At 65.0% G+C, this 19,928-nt stretch carries 20 protein-coding genes; 19 read left to right on the top strand and 1 reads right to left on the bottom strand.

What is annotated here, in order from left to right; genetic code table 11:
• Window positions 1–12: 12 nt before the first annotated feature.
• Window positions 13–975, bottom strand: coding sequence for an endonuclease/exonuclease/phosphatase family protein (locus FG13_RS14510; RefSeq protein WP_035821950.1), 963 nt, complete (start codon window positions 973–975; stop codon window positions 13–15).
• A gap of 37 nt (window positions 976–1,012) precedes the next feature.
• Here FG13_RS14510 and ybaK point away from each other — a divergent pair, with 37 nt between their 5' ends.
• From ybaK to FG13_RS14415, 19 genes are all read left to right on the top strand, one after another.
• Window positions 1,013–1,504 carry a Cys-tRNA(Pro) deacylase gene (gene ybaK / locus FG13_RS14505; RefSeq protein ID WP_035821947.1) on the top strand — a complete coding sequence of 164 codons (492 nt, stop codon included), beginning with the start codon at window positions 1,013–1,015 and terminating at the stop codon, window positions 1,502–1,504.
• A gap of 97 nt (window positions 1,505–1,601) precedes the next feature.
• Entirely contained in the window at window positions 1,602–2,246 is a 645-nt protein-coding gene (gene plsY, locus FG13_RS14500) for a glycerol-3-phosphate 1-O-acyltransferase PlsY (protein ID WP_235211734.1), read from the top strand.
• A 90-nt stretch (window positions 2,247–2,336) separates the two neighbouring features.
• On the top strand, window positions 2,337–3,008 hold the full coding sequence (locus FG13_RS14495) for a DsbA family oxidoreductase (RefSeq protein ID WP_051959069.1): 672 nt from the start codon (window positions 2,337–2,339) through the stop codon (window positions 3,006–3,008).
• 70 nt (window positions 3,009–3,078) lie between these two features.
• Window positions 3,079–3,369 (top strand): DUF427 domain-containing protein, encoded by a 291-nt coding sequence (locus tag FG13_RS14490; RefSeq protein ID WP_035821941.1) that lies wholly within the window; start codon window positions 3,079–3,081, stop codon window positions 3,367–3,369.
• 37 nt (window positions 3,370–3,406) lie between these two features.
• Window positions 3,407–4,366 carry a DUF2157 domain-containing protein gene (locus FG13_RS14485; RefSeq protein WP_035821939.1) on the top strand — a complete coding sequence of 320 codons (960 nt, stop codon included), beginning with the start codon at window positions 3,407–3,409 and terminating at the stop codon, window positions 4,364–4,366.
• The gene (locus FG13_RS14480; RefSeq protein ID WP_051959067.1) at window positions 4,363–6,024 is read left to right on the top strand and encodes a GDYXXLXY domain-containing protein; all 1,662 of its coding nucleotides are present in this window, start codon (window positions 4,363–4,365) and stop codon (window positions 6,022–6,024) included. Before FG13_RS14485 ends, FG13_RS14480 begins: the two co-directional genes overlap by 4 nt.
• 41 nt (window positions 6,025–6,065) lie before the next feature.
• Entirely contained in the window at window positions 6,066–7,298 is a 1,233-nt protein-coding gene (locus FG13_RS14475) for a metal-dependent hydrolase (RefSeq protein WP_035821937.1), read from the top strand.
• Window positions 7,299–7,409: 111 nt separating this feature from the next.
• Window positions 7,410–9,161, top strand: a complete 1,752-nt coding sequence (locus FG13_RS14470; RefSeq protein WP_035821935.1) for a cation:proton antiporter domain-containing protein — start codon at window positions 7,410–7,412, stop codon at window positions 9,159–9,161.
• A gap of 80 nt (window positions 9,162–9,241) precedes the next feature.
• Complete coding sequence (locus FG13_RS14465; protein WP_035821933.1) at window positions 9,242–10,150, top strand: ion transporter; 909 nt, start codon at window positions 9,242–9,244, stop codon at window positions 10,148–10,150.
• A gap of 32 nt (window positions 10,151–10,182) precedes the next feature.
• Window positions 10,183–11,163 (top strand): 3-oxoacyl-[acyl-carrier-protein] synthase III C-terminal domain-containing protein, encoded by a 981-nt coding sequence (locus tag FG13_RS14460; protein WP_035821931.1) that lies wholly within the window; start codon window positions 10,183–10,185, stop codon window positions 11,161–11,163.
• A gap of 10 nt (window positions 11,164–11,173) precedes the next feature.
• Window positions 11,174–12,211 (top strand): NAD-dependent epimerase/dehydratase family protein, encoded by a 1,038-nt coding sequence (locus FG13_RS14455; protein WP_035821929.1) that lies wholly within the window; start codon window positions 11,174–11,176, stop codon window positions 12,209–12,211.
• Window positions 12,204–13,034, top strand: coding sequence for an MBL fold metallo-hydrolase (locus tag FG13_RS14450; protein ID WP_035821927.1), 831 nt, complete (start codon window positions 12,204–12,206; stop codon window positions 13,032–13,034). Before FG13_RS14455 ends, FG13_RS14450 begins: the two co-directional genes overlap by 8 nt.
• Window positions 13,031–14,326: a F390 synthetase-related protein gene (locus tag FG13_RS14445; RefSeq protein WP_035821924.1), complete on the top strand. Its 1,296-nt coding sequence runs from the start codon at window positions 13,031–13,033 to the stop codon at window positions 14,324–14,326. The genes FG13_RS14450 and FG13_RS14445 overlap by 4 nt, the downstream gene beginning before the upstream one ends.
• Before the next feature lie 11 nt (window positions 14,327–14,337).
• Complete coding sequence (locus FG13_RS14440) at window positions 14,338–14,961, top strand: phosphatase PAP2 family protein (protein WP_035828148.1); 624 nt, start codon at window positions 14,338–14,340, stop codon at window positions 14,959–14,961.
• Window positions 14,958–16,073 carry a sterol desaturase family protein gene (locus FG13_RS14435; protein ID WP_081922582.1) on the top strand — a complete coding sequence of 372 codons (1,116 nt, stop codon included), beginning with the start codon at window positions 14,958–14,960 and terminating at the stop codon, window positions 16,071–16,073. Before FG13_RS14440 ends, FG13_RS14435 begins: the two co-directional genes overlap by 4 nt.
• Complete coding sequence (locus tag FG13_RS14430; RefSeq protein WP_235211733.1) at window positions 16,070–17,185, top strand: fatty acid desaturase family protein; 1,116 nt, start codon at window positions 16,070–16,072, stop codon at window positions 17,183–17,185. The genes FG13_RS14435 and FG13_RS14430 overlap by 4 nt, the downstream gene beginning before the upstream one ends.
• A 67-nt stretch (window positions 17,186–17,252) precedes the next feature.
• On the top strand, window positions 17,253–17,807 hold the full coding sequence (locus FG13_RS14425) for a GbsR/MarR family transcriptional regulator (RefSeq protein WP_035821922.1): 555 nt from the start codon (window positions 17,253–17,255) through the stop codon (window positions 17,805–17,807).
• On the top strand, window positions 17,804–18,442 hold the full coding sequence (locus FG13_RS14420; RefSeq protein ID WP_035821920.1) for a DUF4166 domain-containing protein: 639 nt from the start codon (window positions 17,804–17,806) through the stop codon (window positions 18,440–18,442). Before FG13_RS14425 ends, FG13_RS14420 begins: the two co-directional genes overlap by 4 nt.
• Window positions 18,439–19,902 carry a TIGR01777 family oxidoreductase gene (locus FG13_RS14415; RefSeq protein ID WP_035821918.1) on the top strand — a complete coding sequence of 488 codons (1,464 nt, stop codon included), beginning with the start codon at window positions 18,439–18,441 and terminating at the stop codon, window positions 19,900–19,902. Before FG13_RS14420 ends, FG13_RS14415 begins: the two co-directional genes overlap by 4 nt.
• The last annotated feature ends 26 nt before the right edge of the window (window positions 19,903–19,928 follow it).

Raw genomic sequence — 19,928 nt, 5'->3', positions numbered from 1 at the left:
TTAGTGACTGAGTTAATCAATGTTTCCCAGCAGCTTGATGCGCGCCAGCACCTGGCCATGGTCGGACGCATATGGCAAGCCCAGCAGCAAGTGATCGTTGAGATAAGTCACCTCCTGCAGCACGCCGATGGCGCGCGGCGAGGCGTGATGAAAATGCTCGGACACGAGGATGTGGTCGATCGTCATGTAGGCACTGTCGTGGATATTCGTGTAGCCCACGTGGCGCAGGGCGTCCTGGCGTTGCTGGATGGCGTTGGCGTCGTACAGGCGCGCGCGCATTTCCATGCCTGGTTCGCACGGCGCGCCCGCGCCCATGACGATGGCCGTGGTGACGGCATTGGCGATGTCGTTGAAGTCGCCCAGCACGATGCGGGGCCGGCCGCTGTGGCCCAGTTCGCTTGCCAGCACGCGCAGCGCCACGGCTTCCGCGCCGCGCCGCTGCAGCGAGCGCAGGTTGGCCAGCGCGTAGCTGGCCGCATCGTAGCCGTCGCCATGGCGGTAATCGGGCCGGCGCGATTTCAAATGCACGACGACCACGTCCGTGAGCTGTCCGCCAGGCAAGATGACCTGGACGTGCAGGGGGGCGCGGGCAAAGCGGCAGGCGTTGTCCTCGGCGGAGACGCTCACGCCGGTAGGAAAATCCGCCCAGGCAACACCAGCGCCGGCCAGCGGCAGGCGCGATACGAGCGCCACCGTGGGCAGCATGCGCCCGCTAGCATCCATCGCGTCGTAGCCGGCCACGGTGGCTTCGCGGTAGTGGCGCGTGCGCGACAGCACGTCGCGCAGGGCCGCTTGCGAGAAAATTTCCTGGAAAGCGATCACGTCGGCGTCGAGCAGGTCGATCTGCCGCGCCGTCCACTCCGCCTTGGCTGCGTATTGCGCCGGGCTCAACGGTTCCAGGTTGTCATACAATTTCGCCCCGGCGGGGGCAAGGTTGCAGACATTGAATGTGGCAAAGCGGATTTCTTCCTGCATAATTAGCACTCCTCACTGAACGATCAGCGTATCACGCATGGCTAAAAAAGAGCATATTTCCGAAACCCAGGCGACGCAGCTGCTGCGCAAGCATCAAGTTTCCTTTGAAGAACATCCGTATCCGTACGAAGAGCACGGCGGCACCAGCGTGTCGGCGCGCGAACTTGGCGTGCCCGAGCACTCTGTGATCAAGACCCTGGTGATGCAGGACGAGGCGGCCAAGCCGATGATCGTGCTCATGCATGGCGATTGCAAGGTGTCGACCAAGAACCTGGCGCGTGGCATCGGCTGCAAGTCCGTCGAGCCGTGCAAGCCGGAAGTGGCGCAGCGCCATTCCGGCTACATGATCGGCGGCACCTCGCCGTTCGGCACGAAGAAGGCCATGCCCGTGTACGTGGAAGAGTCGATCCTGGCGCTCGAACGCATCTACATCAATGGCGGGCGGCGCGGTTTCCTCGTCTCGCTGGCGCCGCAGGTGCTGCTCGATTTGCTCAAGGCCAAGCCGGTGCAGTGCGCCTTGCAGGATTAAGAAAACTGGATACCGCCCTGTCCGCGGACCGGGCGCTGGTGTATATTCTGCTGCGCCAGCCTCGATGCTGGTGTAATAAACACAATAAAGGGAAGAAATGAATCCAGTAATCACAACCGTGGCAATGACAGTGGCCGCTTACTTGCTCGGCTCGATATCGTTTGCCGTGGTGATGAGCAAGGTCTACGGCATTGCCGATCCGCGCACCTATGGCTCGAAAAATCCGGGCGCCACGAATGTGCTGCGCAGCGGCAACAAGGGCGCCGCCATCATGACCCTGCTGGGCGATGGCGCCAAGGGCTGGCTTGCCGTGTTCCTGGCCGACCATTTTTCTACTGCGCTGGGTGTGGGCGACATGGCCGTGGCCCTGGTGGCCATCGCCGTTTTTCTTGGCCATTTGTGGCCCGTGTTCTTCCGCTTTGTCGGCGGCAAGGGCGTGGCCACGGCCCTCGGCGTGCTGCTGGGCATCAATCCATGGCTGGGCCTGGCTACCCTGGCCACCTGGCTGATCATTGCCTACGCGTTTCGCTATTCCTCGCTGGCAGCGCTGGTGGCGGCCCTGTTCGCGCCGTTTTACTATGGCTTGCTGTTCGGCGTCGATCCCATCTTGCTGTCCGTCATCGTCATGAGCGTGCTGCTGGCTTACCGCCACAGCCAGAACATCGCGAACTTGCTCTCTGGTAAGGAAAGCAAGATCGGTGGCAAGAAAGATGCGGCCAAGGCGCCCGTCAAGAAAAAGTAAGCGCTTGATTTCCCGCGGCCCGCACGCATATGCTGTGCTTGCGGCGCCGCGCGGTGCGGCCGCCACCGATTCGCGCAAAGGCTGCCCACCATGACTGTTTCCACTTCCCCCGTTACACCCGTCCCCGTCCGTATCGATTTCGTCTCCGACGTTTCCTGCCCCTGGTGCGTGGTCGGCCTGAAATCGCTGGAGCAGGCGCTGGACAAGCTGCAGGACACCGTCCAGGCCGACATCCACTTCCAGCCTTTCGAGCTGAACGCCAACATGCCGCCCGAAGGCGAGGATATCGGCGAACACATCGCCCGCAAATACGGTTCCACCCCGGAACAGATGGCGCAGTCGCGCGAAGCCATCCGCGCGCGCGGCGAGCAGCTGGGCTTTACCTTCGCCATGGACAAGCGCGGCCGCATCTACAACACGTTTGACGCGCACCGTCTGCTGCACTGGGCCGCTCTGGAAGGGCGCCAGAAAGAACTCAAGATGGCGCTGTTCGATGCCTACTTTACGCAGGGACAGGATCCATCCTCGCACGACGTGTTGCTGGCCGTGGCAGGCAAGGTGGGGCTAGACCCTGTGAAAGCGGCCGACGTGCTGGCCTCCGGCGCCTATGCGGACGAGGTGCGCGCGCAGGAACAGTTCTATCAGCAGAACGGCATCAACTCGGTACCGGCCGTCATCATCAACGAGCGCCACCTGATTTCCGGCGGCCAGCCGCCCGAAGTGTTCGAGCAAGCCTTGCGCCAGATCATCGCCGGCGCCTGAACCGGGCGCCAATGGCGCGCGCCATGGCGGACTTTTTGCGCTACACTCGGCGCAGAAGGAGGATAGTCAAATGCCAACAGCCCGCTGGAATGGCGCCGTCATCGCGCAAGCCACCGATGCGCAGGTGCAAGTCGTTGAAAACAATGTATATTTTCCTTTATCCGCAGTGACGCAGGACTACCTGCGTCCCAGCAGCCACACGAGCGTCTGCCCGTGGAAGGGCACGGCCAGCTATTACGACCTCGTCGTCGATGGCCAGACGAATGCCAACGCGGCATGGTTTTATCCCGAGCCCAAGGATGCCGCCAAGCAAATTGCCGGCCACGTCGCCTTCTGGCGTGGCGTGAGCGTCGAGCGCTGACCTGGCTCCCCCAATTTCCCGATAAAGAAAGCAGACGATGGATTTACGCCTCGCCGTGTACCAACTCGCCTCGGCCCATGCGCTCGATGCCCAACAAACCCGGCAGTTGCAGGAAGTGGCCGGCTTCCAGCGCGAGCCGGCGCGCCTGGCCTACTGGCTGCCGCGCGGCGTGGCCGTGCTGGGCGCCGTGCTGCTGGGCATGGGGCTGATCTGCTGGGTCGCCGCCAACTGGGAAGACTTCGGCCGCATGGGCCGCTTCGCCCTGCTGCAAGCGGTGTTGGCCGCCGCTTGCGTGGGCGCGTTTGCCGTGCCCAGGGCGAGAGTCCCCTTGCTGCTGCTGGCCTTGCTGGCCATCGGCGGCCTGTTCGCTTACTTCGGCCAGACGTACCAGACGGGCGCCGATCCGTGGCAGCTGTTCGCCCTGTGGGCCGTGCTGGCCTTGCCCCTGTGTTTTGTCGCGCGCAGCGACGTGCTGTGGACGCCGTGGATGCTGATACTGGCGACGGCCGCCACCCTGTGGATGCAGGCGCAGGCGCGCCATAGCTGGCGCATCGATTCGGCCGACCTGGGCATTTTCGTCAGCGGCTGGCTGGCCGTGCTGCTTGCCTGTGCGTTTGTCTCGCCTCTGCTGGCGCGCTGGACGGGCGCGGGCAGCTGGGCCTTGCGCCTGGGCCTGGTGCTGGCCACCATCCTCATCACGGGCACGGCCGTCAGCGCCCTGTTCGGCCACGATATCGAATCACCGTACTGGGCCGGACTGGGCTTGCTGCTCGTGGCCGGCGTCCTGCTGGCCACCGGCCGGTTCTTTGACGTGTTCGGCCTGAGCGCCGTCGCGCTCGGTATCAATACCTTGCTGGTGGGCGGCCTGACGCACGTGCTGTTCAACGGCCAGGGCGATGGCGTGGGCGCGCTGGCCATGCTGGGCTTGCTGGCCGCCGTGCTGCTGGCCTTGACCGTGCAGGGCATTTTGTGGCGCACGCGCCGGGAGGCGGCATGAACAATGTGAATAGTCAGCGAGCCGACGCGCTCGCCACCCTGATCGACGACGCCACGCGCGCCGGCCTGTTGCCGCCCAACGCTACCCGTCCCGTGCAGGATGTTCGGCCGTGGCCGCTGGTGCTGATGACGGCGTTCGGCGCCTGGCTGGCTGCCATTCCCCTGATGATCGCGCTGGGCGTGGGCCTGGAAAGCGTCGTGCGCCACGGTCCCGGCGCGTACGTCGTGGCCGCCATCGTGCTGGTGGTGGCCGTGCTGCTGATCCGCGCGCGCGGCGTGGCGCTGTTCGTCGAGCAGCTGGCCGTGCCCTGCCTGCTGGTGGGCGGCGGCTTGCTCGGCTATGCCCTGTACCGCGACTATTCCACGCAGACGGCGTCGCTGCTGTTGTGTCTGGCATGTCTGATGGTGGCCGCCGCCTTGCCGCGCGACTGGCTGCGCGTGTTGCTGGGCCTGGTCGCCTGCGGCTTGCTGGGACTGGGCATCGTCGATAGCACGCGCGACTGGATTTTTGAGAACGATCCCACGGAGCTGTATTTTGCCTGGATGCTGGCGCTGGCCTTCTGGCTGGCCGCCCACTGGCTGCAGAAGCAAGCGTTCAACGATGGCCGCGGCGCGCCCGTCGCCGCCTACCTGGAATCGCTGTCGACGGGGTGGGTCCTGGCAATCTTGCTGGGGCTGGTCTTCTGGTCCGGCATGACCTTCATGCTGGGTGGCGCCTTGGGCGGTGGCTTTGCCGGCGAAGTGGCGCGCGAAGTGACGCGGCACCAGGGTATTGCCTGGTATGCGCAAGCCTTGAATGGCGTGTCGCTCGTGCTGGCTGCGGCCGCGGCCGCCTGGACGGGATGGCGCTGGCCCGCATTGCGCCAGTTGCCGGCCATCGGCGTGGCGTTGGTGCTGATCGTGCTGTCCTGGTTCATGCCGGCGCTGGGACCCGTGCTGCTGATTCTCGCGTATTGCGTGACGAGCGGGCGCTCGCGCGTGGCCGTGGCGGCCGCGCTGGCGGCCGCGTGGATCATCGGCAGTTTTTATTATCAGCTGGCCTGGCCGTTGGCCAGCAAGGCGGCGCTGCTGGCCGTGGCTGGCGCCGTGCTGTGCGCGCTGTCGTGGCTGGCCACGCGCGGTGCCGTGCTGCACCTGGTGGAAAGCAAACCGGCGGACGTGGTTCTGGAGCGCCGCGCCGCGCGCCTGGGCGTGCTGGGCGGCTTGCTGCTTGTGCTGCTGGTGGCCAATGGCGGCATCTGGCAAAAAGAGCAGCTGATTGCCAAAGGACAAGCGATCTTCGTGGAACTGGCGCCCGTCGATCCCCGCTCGCTGATGCAGGGAGACTATATGCGCCTCAATTTCCAGGGCCTCGGCGTGCTGTCCACCCTGGCCAGCGTGGAGCGGGCACCTGGCCGGCCCCTCGTGGTGGCCACGCGCGACGCACGCGGCGTGGCGGAACTGCTGCGTCCGTACACCAGCGAGGCGCTGGCGCCCGGCGAATTCCTGCTCGAACTGACGCCGAAGGATGGGAACTGGGTGCTGGTCAGCGATGCCTGGTTCTTCAAGGAAGGCGAGGCGGCGCGCTGGGAAAAGGCCCGCTATGGCGAGTTCCGCGTGCTGCCCGACGGCCGCGCCTTGCTGGTGGGCATGCGTGGCCCGGAGCTGGAGAAGCTGTAGCGCGGGACCACTATGGGGCGGGCATCCTGTAAAATTGCCCGATGGATAATATTACGCATTCGGTCATCGGCCTCGGGGTCGGCGAACTGGTACACCGCAGCCTGCCGCCCGAGCCGCAGGCACCCGCACAGCGCACCCGGCGTGCGCTGTTTCTGTTTTCGGCCTGGTTTGCCAGCAACGCGCCCGACCTGGACCTGGTGCTGACAAAACTGTTGCCGCGCCCCTTCGGTTACATGTTGCACCACCGTGGCCACACGCACACCTTGCTGCTGGCCTTGCCGCAGGCGCTGCTGTTGCTGGCCTTGCTGTGGCTGCTATGGCCCGGCGCGCGCCGCTTGCTGAAAAGCAGCGTGCCCGCCCGCGTCGGCCTGGCCGCCTGTCTGCTGCTGGGATTCTGCTTGCACATGGGCATGGATTTCCTCAATTCCTATGGCTTGCACCCGTTTTATCCTTTCGACAGCCGCTGGCTGTATGGCGACATGGTCTTCATTGTCGAGCCCATGTTCTGGGTGCTGCTGGGCGTGCCCGTGATCATGTCCTTGCGCTACGGCATCGTCAAAAGCGTGCTGCTGGCGGGGCTGGCGGCGGCCCTGTGTTTCTTCACCTATAAAACCTATCTGGCGCCGGCCTCGCTGGCCGTGCTGCTGGGGCTGGGCGTGATCCTGGCCGTGCTGCAGGGACGGGCCGGCGAACGGGGGCGTGGACCGCTGCTGCTGGCTTTCGCGCTGGCCGCCACCTTCATCGGTACGCAGGGCGTGGCGTCGGCCCTCGGCCGTACGCGCATCGAGGCGGCCGTGCAGCGGCTCGATCCCGGCACGCGCGTGTGGGACGTGTCGATGACGGCGTTTCCCAGCAACCCGCTGTGCTGGATCTATGTCTCGCTCGACAGCAAGACGGACGTGTACACCTTGCGGCGCGGCACCCTGAGCCTGCTGCCCGCATCGCTGGCGCCCGCCGCCTGCCCGGCGGGCCTGGCCGAAACCAGCAAGCAGGGCCGGCAACTGGCGCCCGGCATTGCCGTCTCCGCCCAGGCGGCGGGCAGCCTGGCCGCCTTGCGCGCCTTGCAGGAAGACAATTGCTATGTCGACGCCTGGTTCCGCTTTGCCCGCATGCCCAGGTTGAATGCGGACAAGCTGACGGACGTGCGTTTCAACCCCGGCATGCTGCCCAATTTCACGACCGTGGAACTGCAGCAGTTCCGCAACCGGCCGTGTCCCGCCTACGTGCCGGGCTGGGACCGCCCCCGCGCCGACATGCTGGCGCCGCCGAAATAGAGAGCGGAGATGTTGCTCTTGGGAAAAAATATCGCGTGTGCGCCTGTTTTGCCACGGTTCAGCATGCAATAATTGCCAATTCGGCATGGATATCATTGAGTTAGGATTATTTTGGAAGAGCAACACGCCTTACCGTATTTGCGGGAAACCCTGCTGTTTCTCGCCCTGGCCGGGATTTTTATTCCGCTATTGCAACGCCTGAGAGTCAATCAGGTGCTCGGCTTCCTGGCCGTGGGCGCCCTGTTCGGCCCGTTCGGTTTCGGCCTGTGGGCCGGCGACTTCACGTGGCTGACGTATTTCTCGTTCGTGCGTGCCGAGCAGGTCAGCGGCCTGGCCGAGCTGGGCGTGATGTTTTTGATGTTCATGATCGGCCTGGAACTGTCGACGGAACGGCTGTGGGCGCTGCGGCGCTGGGTATTTGGCGCGGGCGTGGGGCAGGTGGCCGTCAGCGCCTGCCTGATCGGCGGCGTCGCGTATTACTTCGGTCTGTCGCTGGAAGCGTCCATCGTGCTGGGCCTGGTGCTGTCGCTGTCGTCCACGGCCGTGGTGATGCAGTTGCTGACCGACCAGCGCTCGCTGCAAACGCCGGCCGGCCAGGCGGGTTTTTCCATTTTGATGTTCCAGGATCTGATGGTGGTGCCGCTGTTCATCCTGATCGACGTGTTCGCCAGCGGGCGCAGCGACGACCTGGCGTATCTGCTCAGTTTTGCGGCCGTGAAATCGGCCGGCGCCATCCTGCTGATCTATCTGCTGGGGCGCCGCGTGATACGCCCCCTGTTCCAGTTTTTCGTCAAGAAACGCCAGCCCGACGTCTTCATGGCATTGACCCTGCTCAGCACCCTGGGCATCGCGGGCCTGACGTATCTGGCGGGCTTGTCAATGGCGCTGGGCGCCTTGCTGGCCGGCTTGCTGCTGGCGGAGACGGAATTTCGCCACGAAGTGGAAGTGACGATCGAACCGTTCAAGGGCTTGCTGATGGGCTTGTTCTTCATGTCCGTGGGCATGCAGATCGACGTGCGCGAAATCCTCAAGTCGCCCGTGTTGATTCCGCTGGCAGTGCTGAGCCTGTTTGCGGTGAAAGCCCTGGTCATCAGCGTGATTTTCCGCATTGGCGGCTTTCACTGGGGACGCGCCGTGGAAACGGGCGTGCTGCTGGGGCAGGGCGGCGAGTTTGCCTTCATCGTTGTCGCGTATGCGCTCGGTACCAAGCTGATCGGCCCGCAGGTGGCGCAGTTCGTCATGCTGGTGGTGGGCCTGAGCCTGTTCGCCACGCCGGCGCTGGCCAAGGCGGCGCGCGCGTTCGGCAACTGGTGGGAAAAGCGCCACCACCATCAGCTGGCCGACCTGGCGCACGGCGCGCCGCCGCCGCAGGGTAGCACCGTCATCATCGCCGGATTCGGCCGGGTGGGGCAATTGCTGGCCAAGGTGCTGACGGAGCAGGATATCGCCTACGTGGCGATTGAAAATGATGCGCGCCTGGTGACGACCCTGCATCCGCGCGGTTTCCCCGTGTATTTCGGCGATGCGTCGCGCGCGGAACTGTTGCAAAAAGTCAATGCGGACCGGGCCGCCGCCGTCGTGCTGACCATGGATCATGCGGCCTCCGTGCTGCATGCCGTCAAATCGATCCGCCGCGAATATCCGCAGCTGCCCGTGTATGCGCGGGCCCGTGACGAGGCGCATGCCGTGGCCCTGATACAGGCGGGCGCCACCCTGGTCGTGCCCGAGGCGCTGGAGTCCGCGCTGCAGCTGACGGCCACCGTGCTGCACACGGTGGGCCTGTCGGAAGCGCGCACGACGGACATCGTGCAAGCCGAGCGCGAGCGGCGCAATGCCGTGCTGCTGGCGAAGAAGCTGTCGTAGTGTTGTTGTCAGGCAATCGTGCGTGTCGCCGTGCTTTGTAAATTATCTATACAATAATAGTATATGAGCACACTATCCACATGAAAGCCGCGACGAAGAGCGGAGCGGCGCCCCTGACGCCGCAGCAGCTGGCGGCGCAGGAAACGCAGCAAAAATATGGCAAGCCCGAGCGGGGCTGGCGCGAGCAGGTGTACACCGTCATTTTCGAGGCGGAAACGCGCACGGGCCGCGCCTTCGATTTGCTGCTGATCGCCGCCATCCTGATCAGCGTGACGGTGGTCGTGCTCAGCAGTGTCGCCTCCGTGGCCGAGCGCTATGGCACCTGGCTGACGGCGCTGGAATGGTTTTTCACCATTTTATTTACCATCGAATACTTCGCCCGCCTGGCGTGTCTGCAACATCCGGTACGCTATGCCAAGAGTTTTTTCGGCATCATCGACTTGCTGGCCATCGTGCCGACCTACATCGGCTTGCTGCTGCCGGGCGCGCACGTGCTGATCGACGTGCGTATTTTGCGCCTGCTGCGCATGTTCCGTATCCTCAAGCTCACGTCGTATGTGCATGAATACACGGTGCTGGGGCGTGCCTTGCTGGCCAGCCGGCGCAAGATCCTCATTTTCTTGTCTTTTGTCATGATGGTGGTCTTTCTGTTGGGTACTGTGATGTACGTCGTGGAAGGGCCGGAGAACGGTTACAGCAGTATCCCCACGTCGATTTACTGGGCCATCAGCACCATGACCACGGTGGGTTTCGGCGATATCACGCCGAAGACCGACATCGGGCGCACCATCGCTTCGCTGATGATGTTGCTCGGCTGGGGCATCCTGGCAGTGCCTACCGGCATTATCAGCGCGGAAATGACGGTACAGCGCAGTTCCAAGCTGGTCACCACGCGTACCTGTCCCACGTGCCTGAAAGAAGGGCTCGATGACGATGCCAACTTTTGCAAGAACTGCGGTGTCGATTTGCCGCCGCTGGCACGTGATTAATTCATAACCATATTTACTTTGTTAAGGCCAACATGATTCCAGTTCGCCTGATCGCGACGGGCAAAGCCGTGCCGTCGCACAGCGTTACCTCCGCCAGCCTGGACCTGACATTGGGCCATCCGGCTGGCTATACCTTGCGCAAGAGCGGGGTGCTGTCGCGCTTTGTCGCCGCGCCCGATGAATCGCAAAGCCAGCTGGGCGCCACCGCCCTGCTCGACGCGCTGAAGAATGCCAGCCTGCGTCCGGCCGACATCGACTTGCTGATTTGCGCCAACGGCGTGCCCGAGCAGGCGTTGCCGAACACGGCCTGCTTCGTTGCCGAACATGCGGGCTTGCCGCCAGGCACGCAAAGCTTTGACGTCAACGCCAGTTGTCTCAGCTTCATGGCTGCCTTCCGCGTGGCCGCGTCCATGCTGGCCGGCGGCGCCTACCGGCGCATCGCCATCGTCTCGTCCGACCTCGCCTCGCGCGGGGTTGACTGGAGCGAGCCGGAAGCGTCGATGATCTTCGGCGACGGCGCCGCCGCCGTCATCGTTGAGCGGGGCGACGGCAGCGCCGGCATCCGCGCCTACAAGATGGGCACGTATCCGGAAGGGCGGCGCTACTGCGAAATTCGCGGCGGCGGCACCGAGCGCAACCCGCGCAACGGCTGCGAACCGGGCGACTACCTGTTCCGCATGGATGGCAAGGCCGTGTTCCGCCTGGCCGTCAAGGTGATGCCGGATTTCCTGGCGGAACTGATGGCTGAGTCGGGCGCGGGACTGGAAAAAATCGACGTGGTCGTGCCGCACCAGGCCAGCCCGCTGGGCCTCGCGCATGCGGCGCGCATCCTCGACGTTCCCGATGCTAAAATCATCAAGATCTTTGAAACGCATGGCAACCAGGTGGCCGCGTCCTTGCCCACCGCCCTGCACGAGGCGGTGATGACGGGGCGGGCCGTGGCAGGCCAGCGTTTGCTGATGATGGGCACGGCCGCGGGCCTGACCATCGGCGGCATGATACTTGACCTGTGAAGGTGGTGTGATGAGGCGGATACTGGTCACGGGAGCGACGGGCGGGCTGGGGCGCAATGCCGTGCGCACCCTGCTGGCGCAGGGCGTGGAAGTGCGCGCCACGGGCCGCAACGCCGCCGTGGGCCGCGAACTCGAACGCATGGGCGCGCAATTCGTCGCGCTCGACCTGGCGCAGGCATCGCCGCGCCAGGTCGATGAGCTGGTGCGCGGCATGGACACCGTCTGGCACTGCGCCGCGCTGTCGTCGCCCTGGGGCGCGGAGCGCGACTTCATCGCCGCCAATGTCACGGCCACGGCCCAGCTGCTGCGCGCGGCCGCCAGCCTGCACGTGGCGCGCTTCGTGCACATCTCCACGCCGGCCATCTATTTCGATTACCGCAACCGTTACGAGGTGCCGGAAACCTTCCGTCCCGACGCCTTCGTCAACGCGTATGCGCGCAGCAAGGCGATGGCGGAAAAGCTGGTGCAGGATTGCGTCGACCGCCAGCGCGGCATGACGTGCGTGATCCTGCGCCCGCGCGCCATCTTCGGCCCGCACGACCAGGTGCTGATCCCGCGCCTGGCGCGGGTGCTGGAACAGCGCGGCGGCAAGCTGCCCCTGCCCAACGGCGGCGCGGCCAGCATCGACATCACTTATGTCGACAACGTCGTGCATGCGATGTGGCTGGCCACCGTGCACAAGACCATCGCGTCCGGCGCCGCCTTCAACATCACGAATGGCGAACCGGCGCGCCTGTGCGACATTTTGCGCACCCTGTTCTGCGACCATCTGCAGCAGCCGTTCGAAATCGTCAGCGTGCCGTACCGCGTGCTGGCGGTAGTCGCCCGCCTGATGCAGTTCGCCTCGCGCTTTACCCGCCGCGAACCATCGCTCACGCCCTACAGCATCGGCGCGCTCAGTTTCGACATGACGCTCGATAACGCCAAGGCGCGCAAGGTGCTCGGCTACCGCCCCATCGTCAGCCTGCAGGACGGCATCGCCCGCACGGCGCAGTGGATGCGCCAGGAAGCGGCGGCGCACAAGGTGGGCAAGGAGCGCAATGGCTAGGATCACCGCGTTTCGCGTCGGCCACTGCACCCATCCTTCGTGCATGGTCTTGAAAGGCAGCGGGCTGGCCAGCCGCTGCTTCCCCTCGCGCGCCTACCTGATCGAGACGCGCGCGGGCCTGTACCTGTGGGACACCGGTTACGCCGAACACTTCCGCGCCGCCACGTCGAAAGGCGTATATCGCATGTACGCGTGGGTGACGCCGATTTTCTTCGACGAAAACGAGTCGCTGCAGGGCCAGCTGCGCGCGCATGGCGTGTCGCCCGGCGACATCCACACCTTGCTGCTGTCGCACTTCCACGCCGACCATATCGCAGGCCTGCGCGACTTTCCCGGCGCGCGGCTGATGGCGTCCAAAACGGGCTGGGACGCCGTGCGCGGCCTGTCCGGCGTGGCCGCCGTGCGCCAGGCCTTCGTGCCCGAGCTGCTGCCGAACGATATCGCCGACCGCCTCGATTTCGTGGAAAGCGTGCCCGAAACGGCCCTGCCGTCGGCCCTGCTGCCATTCACGCACGGGCGCGACGTCAGCGGCACGGGCGAGATCTACATCGTCGACTTGCCCGGCCACGCCATCGGCCATCTGGGCGCCTTCGTGCTGCAGGATGGCGGCTGGACCTTGCTGGCGTCGGACGCGGCCTGGGTACCGGAAAGCTTCCAGCAGTTGCGCGGGCCGTCGGAACTGTCTTTCATCATCCAGCACAAGCGCGCGCCGTACTATGAAACCCTGAATCGCCTGCACCAGTTGCACCAGTCGGGCAATGCGCAGATTCGCATCACGCATGAAGACACGGTCGACTATATCGCCGTGGCGGGCCGCCCGTGAAGCGTATCGTCTGGCTCTTGCTGTCGTACTGGCGCACGCGCCGCCTGCGTTTTACGGATCGCGCGCAGCTCGACGCCTACCAGCGCAAGCAACTGGCCCGTTTCATCGATACCTTGTGCCAGCGCAGCGCTTACTTTGGCCCATACCGCAACTTGCCGCTGGCGCAGTGGCCGACGATGAACAAGGCGCTGATGCTCGAGCATTTCGACGCCATGAACACCGAAGGGGTGACTTTGGCGCAGGCGATGGACGCGGCCATGGCGGCCGAGCATAGCCGCGACTTCACGCCCGCCGTGGGCGAGATCACCGTGGGGCTATCGTCGGGTACCTCGTCGAAGCGCGCCGTGTTTACCGTCAGCCCCCGCGAAAAGGCGCAATGGGCGGGCGTGATGCTGGCCAAGGCGCTGCCCGACGGCCTGTTTTCCGGCGAGCGGGTCGCGCTGTTCCTGCGCGCAAACAGCAATCTGTACACGGCCGTGCGCTCGCCGTGGCTGACCTTTGCGTTTTACGATCTGTTCGAACCGTTCGATGCGCTGTGCGCGCGGCTGGCGCAATACCGGCCATCCGTCATCGTCGCGCCAGCCCAGGTGCTGCGTCAGCTGGCCTTGCGCGTCATCGACGGCAGCCTGGCGCTGGCGCCGAAAAAAGTCATCTCGGTGGCCGAAGTGCTGGAAGCGCAGGACCGCGCGCTGATCGTGCAGGCGTTTGGCGCCGTGCATGAAATCTACCAAGCCACCGAGGGTTTCCTAGCCAGCAGCTGCGAACACGGCGTGCTGCATTTGAACGAAGAATACGTGCACATCGAGCCGCAGTGGCTCGACGCTGAAGAACGTCGCTTCGTGCCCGTGATTACCGACTTTACGCGCATCACGCAGCCCATCGTGCGCTACCGCCTGGACGACATCCTGCTCGCGCGCGCCACGCCATGCCCGTGCGGCCGCGCCACGCGCGCCATCGACGGCATCGAAGGGCGCTGCGACGACATGCTGCTGCTTCCCTCTGCACGCGGCGGCGCCCCCGTCGCCGTATTTGCCGACGTGCTGACGCGTGCCTTCGCGCAAGCCTTGCCGCCGGACGCCGATTACCGCCTGGCGCAAACGGGCGAAGCGGCCTTGCAGCTGCATGCGGCGCTCGACGATGCCGGCCTGGCCGCCCTGCGCGCGCACCTGGCAACGGTGCTGCAGGGCCTGGGCGTGGCCACCGACGGCCTGGCCTGGACGGTCAGCCGCGAACTGCCTCCCTTTGATCCCACCATGAAACGGCGCCGCATCCGGCGTCTTGCCACCGCATGAACCCTTCTTCCATGACCGTACGCAGCCGCCTGCTGCATTTGCTGGCCGGCTGGGGTAGCGTCGGCCTCGTGTATTTTTCCAGCGACTTGCTGCAAGGGCAGGGGGTGCTGCTGCCCGAGACGGCCATCGACCGCGCCATCCCCTACAGCGACTCTGCCATCTGGCTGTACCTGTCCTTCTTTATCCTGATCCCCTACGCCTACCTGGCGGCCGATGCGGCGCGCGTGCGCTGGCTGGCGCGGGCCATGGCGCTTTCGGCGCTGGCCTGCGGCGTGGTCTTCCTGCTGTATCCGACCACGCTCGCCTACCCGCCCGTGGGCGACGGCAGCGCCTGGAGCACGCAGGCGCTGCGCATGCTGCAGGCGGCGGACTCCACGCAAAACTGCCTGCCGTCGCTGCATGGCGCCCTGACCTTGCTGTGCGTGTGGGCCTTGTGCGACAAACGCCAGTTGCTGCGTTCCGCGCTGTCCGTGGTGCTGGGCGTGGCCATCTGCTACGCCATCATCGCGCTGCGCCGGCACGTGAGCATCGACCTGGCCGCCGGCCTAGCTGTCGGCATCGCTGGCGGCATGCTGGCGAAAATGCAGGTATCCTTGGCTGCCCGCCGCGCCGTTTCCATCAAAACCGCACCATGATGAATCCATTTGCCCTGTCGTTCCTGATCATGCTGGCCTTCGTGCTGGCCGAACTGCTGATACTCAAATGGGTACGCAAGACGCCCGTGCCGTGGAAGGACGTGATCTTCAACCTCAATTCCGGCCATATCCTGATGTGGGTATTTCGCGGCGTGGAAGTGGCGGCCTTCGCCCTGCTGCTGCGCCATGTGAACCTGCACATCGTCGACCAGTGGCCCGTGGCGGCGCAATGGGTGTTTGCTTTTTTTGCCTGGGACCTGTGCTTTTACTGGATGCACCGGCTGCACCATAAAATCCCTTTGCTGTGGGCCGTGCACGTGGTGCACCACCAGGGCGAGCATTTCAACCTGTCGCTGGGCGTGCGCAATTCCTGGTATTCGTCGCTGACGAATTTCCCCTTCATCGCCATCCTGGCCGTGCTGGGCGTGCCGCTGGAAATCTTCCTCGTCGTCTCGTCGCTGCATTACACGGTGCAGCTCTATAACCACAATGCGCTGGTGAACAAGTCCGGCATCCTCGATCGTTTCATGATCACGCCGTCGCACCACCGCGTGCACCACGGCACCGATAAACGCTACATCAACCGCAATTTCGGCGGCACCCTGCTGTTGTGGGACCGGCTGTTCGGCAGCTTCCAGCCCGAACTCGAGGGCGTGGAAATGCGCTATGGCGTGAAGGGCATGACGCCCACGCACAACCCGCTCTTGGCCAGCAATGGCAAATTATTTACCTGGCTGCGCGCGCGCTTTCCCCACTGGCAGTCGCGCGGTACTTTCCACGTGCCCGAGCTGTTCATCGGCATCGGCGGCGTGATCCTGTTTGGTCTGGTGATCTATTACGTCAACCACGAAGCGGTGCTGGCCGGCGCGCAGCAGGCGATCCTGTTCGCCTTGATTTTCAGCGGTACGCTGGCGCTGGGCGGCTTGTCCGATGCGCGGCGCTGGGGCGCCATCGCCTGGGTGGCCATCGCCCTGGCCATGCCGGCCCTGTACCTGGGCTGGTATGGCGCGCGCGATGCGTGGGGCATGGTGTTTTTGGCTGCGCTGCTGGCGCATGGCCTCGACGGCGCGCGCCGCCTGTGGTGGCCGGCTGCGGCGGGGACGCGCGCGTGACGCCTGTGCCTTCCTTGCCGCCGCTGCGCTTCCAGCCCGCGCGCGATTCCGCCTTCCGCCGCGAACTGCGCGCGCGTGCCGACGCCTATCTCGCCAGCGAAGGACGGCACCGCTTCGGCGACGCGCGCCTGCATGCGAAAGCCGTATTCCTGGCCGCGCTGACGGCGGGGCTGTATGCGCTGGCCTTGAGCGCCGACGGCACCTGGCCGTTTGTCGCCAGCTATGTGGCCTGCCTGGTCGCGGCCATGGCGCTGGCCATGAATACCCTGCACGACGCGGCCCACAGCGCCGTCTTTCGCCAGGGACGCCTGAATCGCATCCTGATCCGCCTGGTGGGCTTGCCCGTGGGCGTGGATACGGATTTCTGGACCATCCGCCACGTGCATTTTCACCATACGTATGCGAACGTGGAAGGCTATGACCTCGACACGGAACCCAATCCCTTCCTGCGCCAGACGCCTTTTCAACGCTGGTCGCCGCAATACCGCTACCAGTACCTGTATTGGCCCGTGGTGGCGGCCCTGTCGCTGCCGTACCTGAACTGGTATGGCGACTGGCTGGACCGCTTCGGCAAGACGCCCGTGGCCGCGCACAGCCGGCTGCAGGGCTGGCGCGGCTGGCTGTCGTTCCTCGGCTGGAAGCTGGGTCACGTGGCGCTGGTGCTGGCGCTGCCGATGTGGGTGCTGCAGCAGCACGGCATCGCCTGGAACGTGGTGCTGGGCGCGTATTTCGTGGGCCAGATGATCGCCTCGTGCGCGCTGGTGGCGCTGATCCTCGGCACCCACTGGGCCGAAGTGGAGTTTTTCCAGCCGGGGCCAGACGGCACCTTGCCGCACGACTGGTACCAGCACACGTTTTATACGGCCTGCGACTGGACGCCGCGACCGCGCGCGCTGCGCTGGCTCGGTTACTGGCTGGGCGGCTTGAATCTGCACCTGACGCATCATCTGTTCCCCACCTGGAACCACCGCCACTACCCGGCGCTGGCGCGCATCCTGGCCGAACTGGCCCCGCGCCACGGCCTGGTCTACCGCGAACTCGGTTATGGCCAGCTGCACGCCTCGCAGCAGCAATTCCTGCGCGCCATGGGCCAGCCGCCCGCACAGTCCTGACGAATCGCGCTTGACTCGGTTTCTGTTCTGTCTTACATTTCTGTAACGACAGAAATAAGAGAAAATCATGGAACTGAGTCCCACCACGCAAAAGTACATTCTCCATTGGGGGGAAATGGGTACCCGCTGGGGCGTCAACCGCACGGTGGCGCAAATCCATGCGCTGCTGTTCCTGGCCAACGAACCGCTGACGGCGGAAGACATCGCGGCCAGCCTGAACGTGGCCCGCTCCAACGTCAGCAACAGCCTGAAGGAATTGCAAAGCTGGGGCTTGGCGCGCATCACGCACGTGATGGGGGACCGGCGCGACCATTTCGTCGCCCTGCAGGATGTGTGGGAAATCTTCCGTGTCATCATGGAAGAGCGCAAGCGGCGCGAGATCGACCCCACCCTGACGGTGCTGCGCGAATGCGCGATCGAGGGCGAACACGATGCGGCCATTCCACCGGCGACGCTCGAGCGCATGGGCGAAGTGCTGGCCTTCCTGGAAATGCTCAGCAGCGCCTATAGCGACTACAAGAATTTGCCGCCGGCGACCTTGCAGCGCATGCTGTCGATGGGCGGCAAGGTGGCCAAGTTCCTCAGCCCGGAAGACAAGCCTGGCAAGCGCGCAAAATCATGAGCGGCCCCTCGGAAGGAGAACTGTTCAAAAAGGTCATGGGCGAGCAATGGCTGACCCTGCACCCGGACATCCGCCGCCGCTTCGAGAAAAATCCCGCGCCGGGCCAGCCTTTGTACTACCGGGGGGAGCTCAGTGAACTCACCAGCTCGCGCCTGGGGAAGTTCCTCGGCTGGCTGACGCGCCCCTTCATCGATGGCGCCCTGATTCCGTATGACGACGCGGATTTCCCCGTCGATATCGAAGTCTATTCGCGCCCCGGCTGCCCCTTCATCTTCAAGCAGCGCACCTACCGCCTGCATGGCCGCGCGCCGATCCGCTTCACCTCCTACATGGCCGAAAGCGCGAAGGGCGAGGTGCTCGAATACGTGGGCATGGGCCTGGGCATGAAGCTGCTGCTGCACGTGGAAGACGGCAACCTGCACTTCACCAGCGACGGCTATTTCCTCGACCTTTTCGGCTGGCGCCTGCCGCTGCCCGGCGTGCTCACGCCCGGCAAGACCTACCTGTGCCACCGCAACGAGACGCCGCAGCAATTCAACATCCGCATCGAGATTCGCCACGCCCTGTTCGGCACCACGTTTACCCAGGCTGGCGTGTTCCGCGAATCGGCCGCACCGGAAAAGGAGACACCATGAATACGCATTTGCTGGCCCTGCAACTGATGGCGGCGCAAGGCTGCCTGGGCGCCTTCGACACCATCTACCACCATGAAATCACGGAAGCGCTGCCGCAAAAGGCGTCGGCGCGGCTTGAATTGACGATCCATGCGACGCGCGCCCTGATCTACAGCCTGCTCTTCGTCGGACTGGCGGCGTGGGAGTGGCATGGCGCCTGGGCCTGGGTGCTGGTCATCGTCTTTGGCGTGGAAATCGTATTGACCCTGTGGGACTTCGTCGTGGAAGACCAGACCCGCCTCCTGCCCGCCACGGAGCGGGTCACGCACACGGTGCTGGCGATTAACGCGGGCGCCTTCATCGCCCTGCTGGCCCTGAACAGCAGCGAGTGGGCCAGCTTGCCGACGGCTCTCGTGTGGCAGCCGTATGGCTGGCTCAGCGTCTTCCTTGCCCTGTGTGGCGTGGGCGTGGGCTTGTCCGGCCTGCGCGACGCGTATGCCGTGTGGCAGCTGGGGCGGCGCCAAGTGCAAGAGACGGCAGAGCAAGAGGAACACCTGCGCTTTGCCAGTACGCCGCAGTCCGTGCTGGTGACGGGTGCCACGGGCTTCATCGGCCAGCAGTTGGTCAGCGCCTTGCTGGCCGACGGCCATGCGGTGACGGTGCTGACGCGCCAGCCGAAACAGGCCGCGTGGACGTTCGACGGCCAGGTGCGCTGCATCCAGTCGTTCGACGAATTGGCGGATGCGCAGCGTATCGACATGGTGGTCAATCTGGCAGGCGCGCGCATCGTCGGGCGGCGCTGGACGGATGCACGCAAGGCGGCCTTGCGCCGCAGCCGTGTCGCGCTGACGCAGGCACTGGTGGCGTGGATCGCCCGCGCGCAGCACAAGCCAAGAGTGCTGCTGTCGGCATCGGCCATCGGTTACTACGGCGTGCAGCCGCAGGGCGATCCGACGGAATTGACGGAGGAGAGCGCGCCGCAAGCCATCTTCATGTCGCAGCTGTGCCAGGAATGGGAAGCGGCCGCGCGCCAGGCGGAGCAATTTGGTGTGCAGGTGGGCTGCATGCGCTTTGGCCTCGTTTTCGGCCATCAGGGTTCGCTGCCGCAAATGCTGCTGCCGATCCGCTTCGGCGTGGGCGGCCCGCTGGGCAGCGGCAAGCAGTGGGTCACGTGGGTGCATGTGCGCGACGTCATCCGCGGCATCGCCCATCTGGCGCGCCGCAGCGAAGAGCAGGCAGTGGGCGGCGCGTATAACTTCTGCGCGCCGGAAGCCATCGCGCAGCGTCGCTTCGCCCAGGTGGCGGGCGCCGTGCTGCACCGCCCCAGCGTCATGCCCACGCCGGCCTTCCTCATGCGCGCCTTGCTGGGCGAGCAGGCCGATTTGCTGGTGGAAGGCCAAAGGGTCGCACCGCGCCGTTTGCTGGCCGACGGCTTTGCCTTCCGCTATCCGCAGCTGGAAGGGGCGCTGCGCAGCCTGTAGCCTGGCGTAGAATGGGCCATTGGGAT

The sequence above is a fragment of the Janthinobacterium sp. RA13 genome, assembly GCF_000745325.1.
Classification (GTDB): domain Bacteria; phylum Pseudomonadota; class Gammaproteobacteria; order Burkholderiales; family Burkholderiaceae_D; genus Janthinobacterium; species Janthinobacterium rivuli.
This window is presented reverse-complemented; position numbering and strand designations above follow the sequence as displayed.

Excerpts from the sequence above, each read along its gene's own strand:
- FG13_RS14460 (WP_035821931.1), top strand. The coding sequence starts at position 10,183 with ATGATTCCAGTTCGCCTGATCGCGACGGGCAAAGCCGTGCCGTCGCAC.
- FG13_RS14495 (WP_051959069.1), top strand. The coding sequence starts at position 2,337 with ATGACTGTTTCCACTTCCCCCGTTACACCCGTCCCCGTCCGTATCGAT.
- FG13_RS14450 (WP_035821927.1), top strand. The coding sequence starts at position 12,204 with ATGGCTAGGATCACCGCGTTTCGCGTCGGCCACTGCACCCATCCTTCG.
- FG13_RS14465 (WP_035821933.1), top strand. The coding sequence starts at position 9,242 with ATGAAAGCCGCGACGAAGAGCGGAGCGGCGCCCCTGACGCCGCAGCAG.
- FG13_RS14510 (WP_035821950.1), bottom strand. The coding sequence starts at position 975 with ATGCAGGAAGAAATCCGCTTTGCCACATTCAATGTCTGCAACCTTGCC.
- FG13_RS14485 (WP_035821939.1), top strand. The coding sequence starts at position 3,407 with ATGGATTTACGCCTCGCCGTGTACCAACTCGCCTCGGCCCATGCGCTC.
- FG13_RS14440 (WP_035828148.1), top strand. The coding sequence starts at position 14,338 with ATGACCGTACGCAGCCGCCTGCTGCATTTGCTGGCCGGCTGGGGTAGC.
- FG13_RS14425 (WP_035821922.1), top strand. The coding sequence starts at position 17,253 with ATGGAACTGAGTCCCACCACGCAAAAGTACATTCTCCATTGGGGGGAA.
- FG13_RS14475 (WP_035821937.1), top strand. The coding sequence starts at position 6,066 with ATGGATAATATTACGCATTCGGTCATCGGCCTCGGGGTCGGCGAACTG.
- FG13_RS14435 (WP_081922582.1), top strand. The coding sequence starts at position 14,958 with ATGATGAATCCATTTGCCCTGTCGTTCCTGATCATGCTGGCCTTCGTG.
- FG13_RS14415 (WP_035821918.1), top strand. The coding sequence starts at position 18,439 with ATGAATACGCATTTGCTGGCCCTGCAACTGATGGCGGCGCAAGGCTGC.
- FG13_RS14420 (WP_035821920.1), top strand. The coding sequence starts at position 17,804 with ATGAGCGGCCCCTCGGAAGGAGAACTGTTCAAAAAGGTCATGGGCGAG.
- ybaK (WP_035821947.1), top strand. The coding sequence starts at position 1,013 with ATGGCTAAAAAAGAGCATATTTCCGAAACCCAGGCGACGCAGCTGCTG.
- plsY (WP_235211734.1), top strand. The coding sequence starts at position 1,602 with ATGAATCCAGTAATCACAACCGTGGCAATGACAGTGGCCGCTTACTTG.
- FG13_RS14490 (WP_035821941.1), top strand. The coding sequence starts at position 3,079 with ATGCCAACAGCCCGCTGGAATGGCGCCGTCATCGCGCAAGCCACCGAT.
- FG13_RS14455 (WP_035821929.1), top strand. The coding sequence starts at position 11,174 with ATGAGGCGGATACTGGTCACGGGAGCGACGGGCGGGCTGGGGCGCAAT.
- FG13_RS14480 (WP_051959067.1), top strand. The coding sequence starts at position 4,363 with ATGAACAATGTGAATAGTCAGCGAGCCGACGCGCTCGCCACCCTGATC.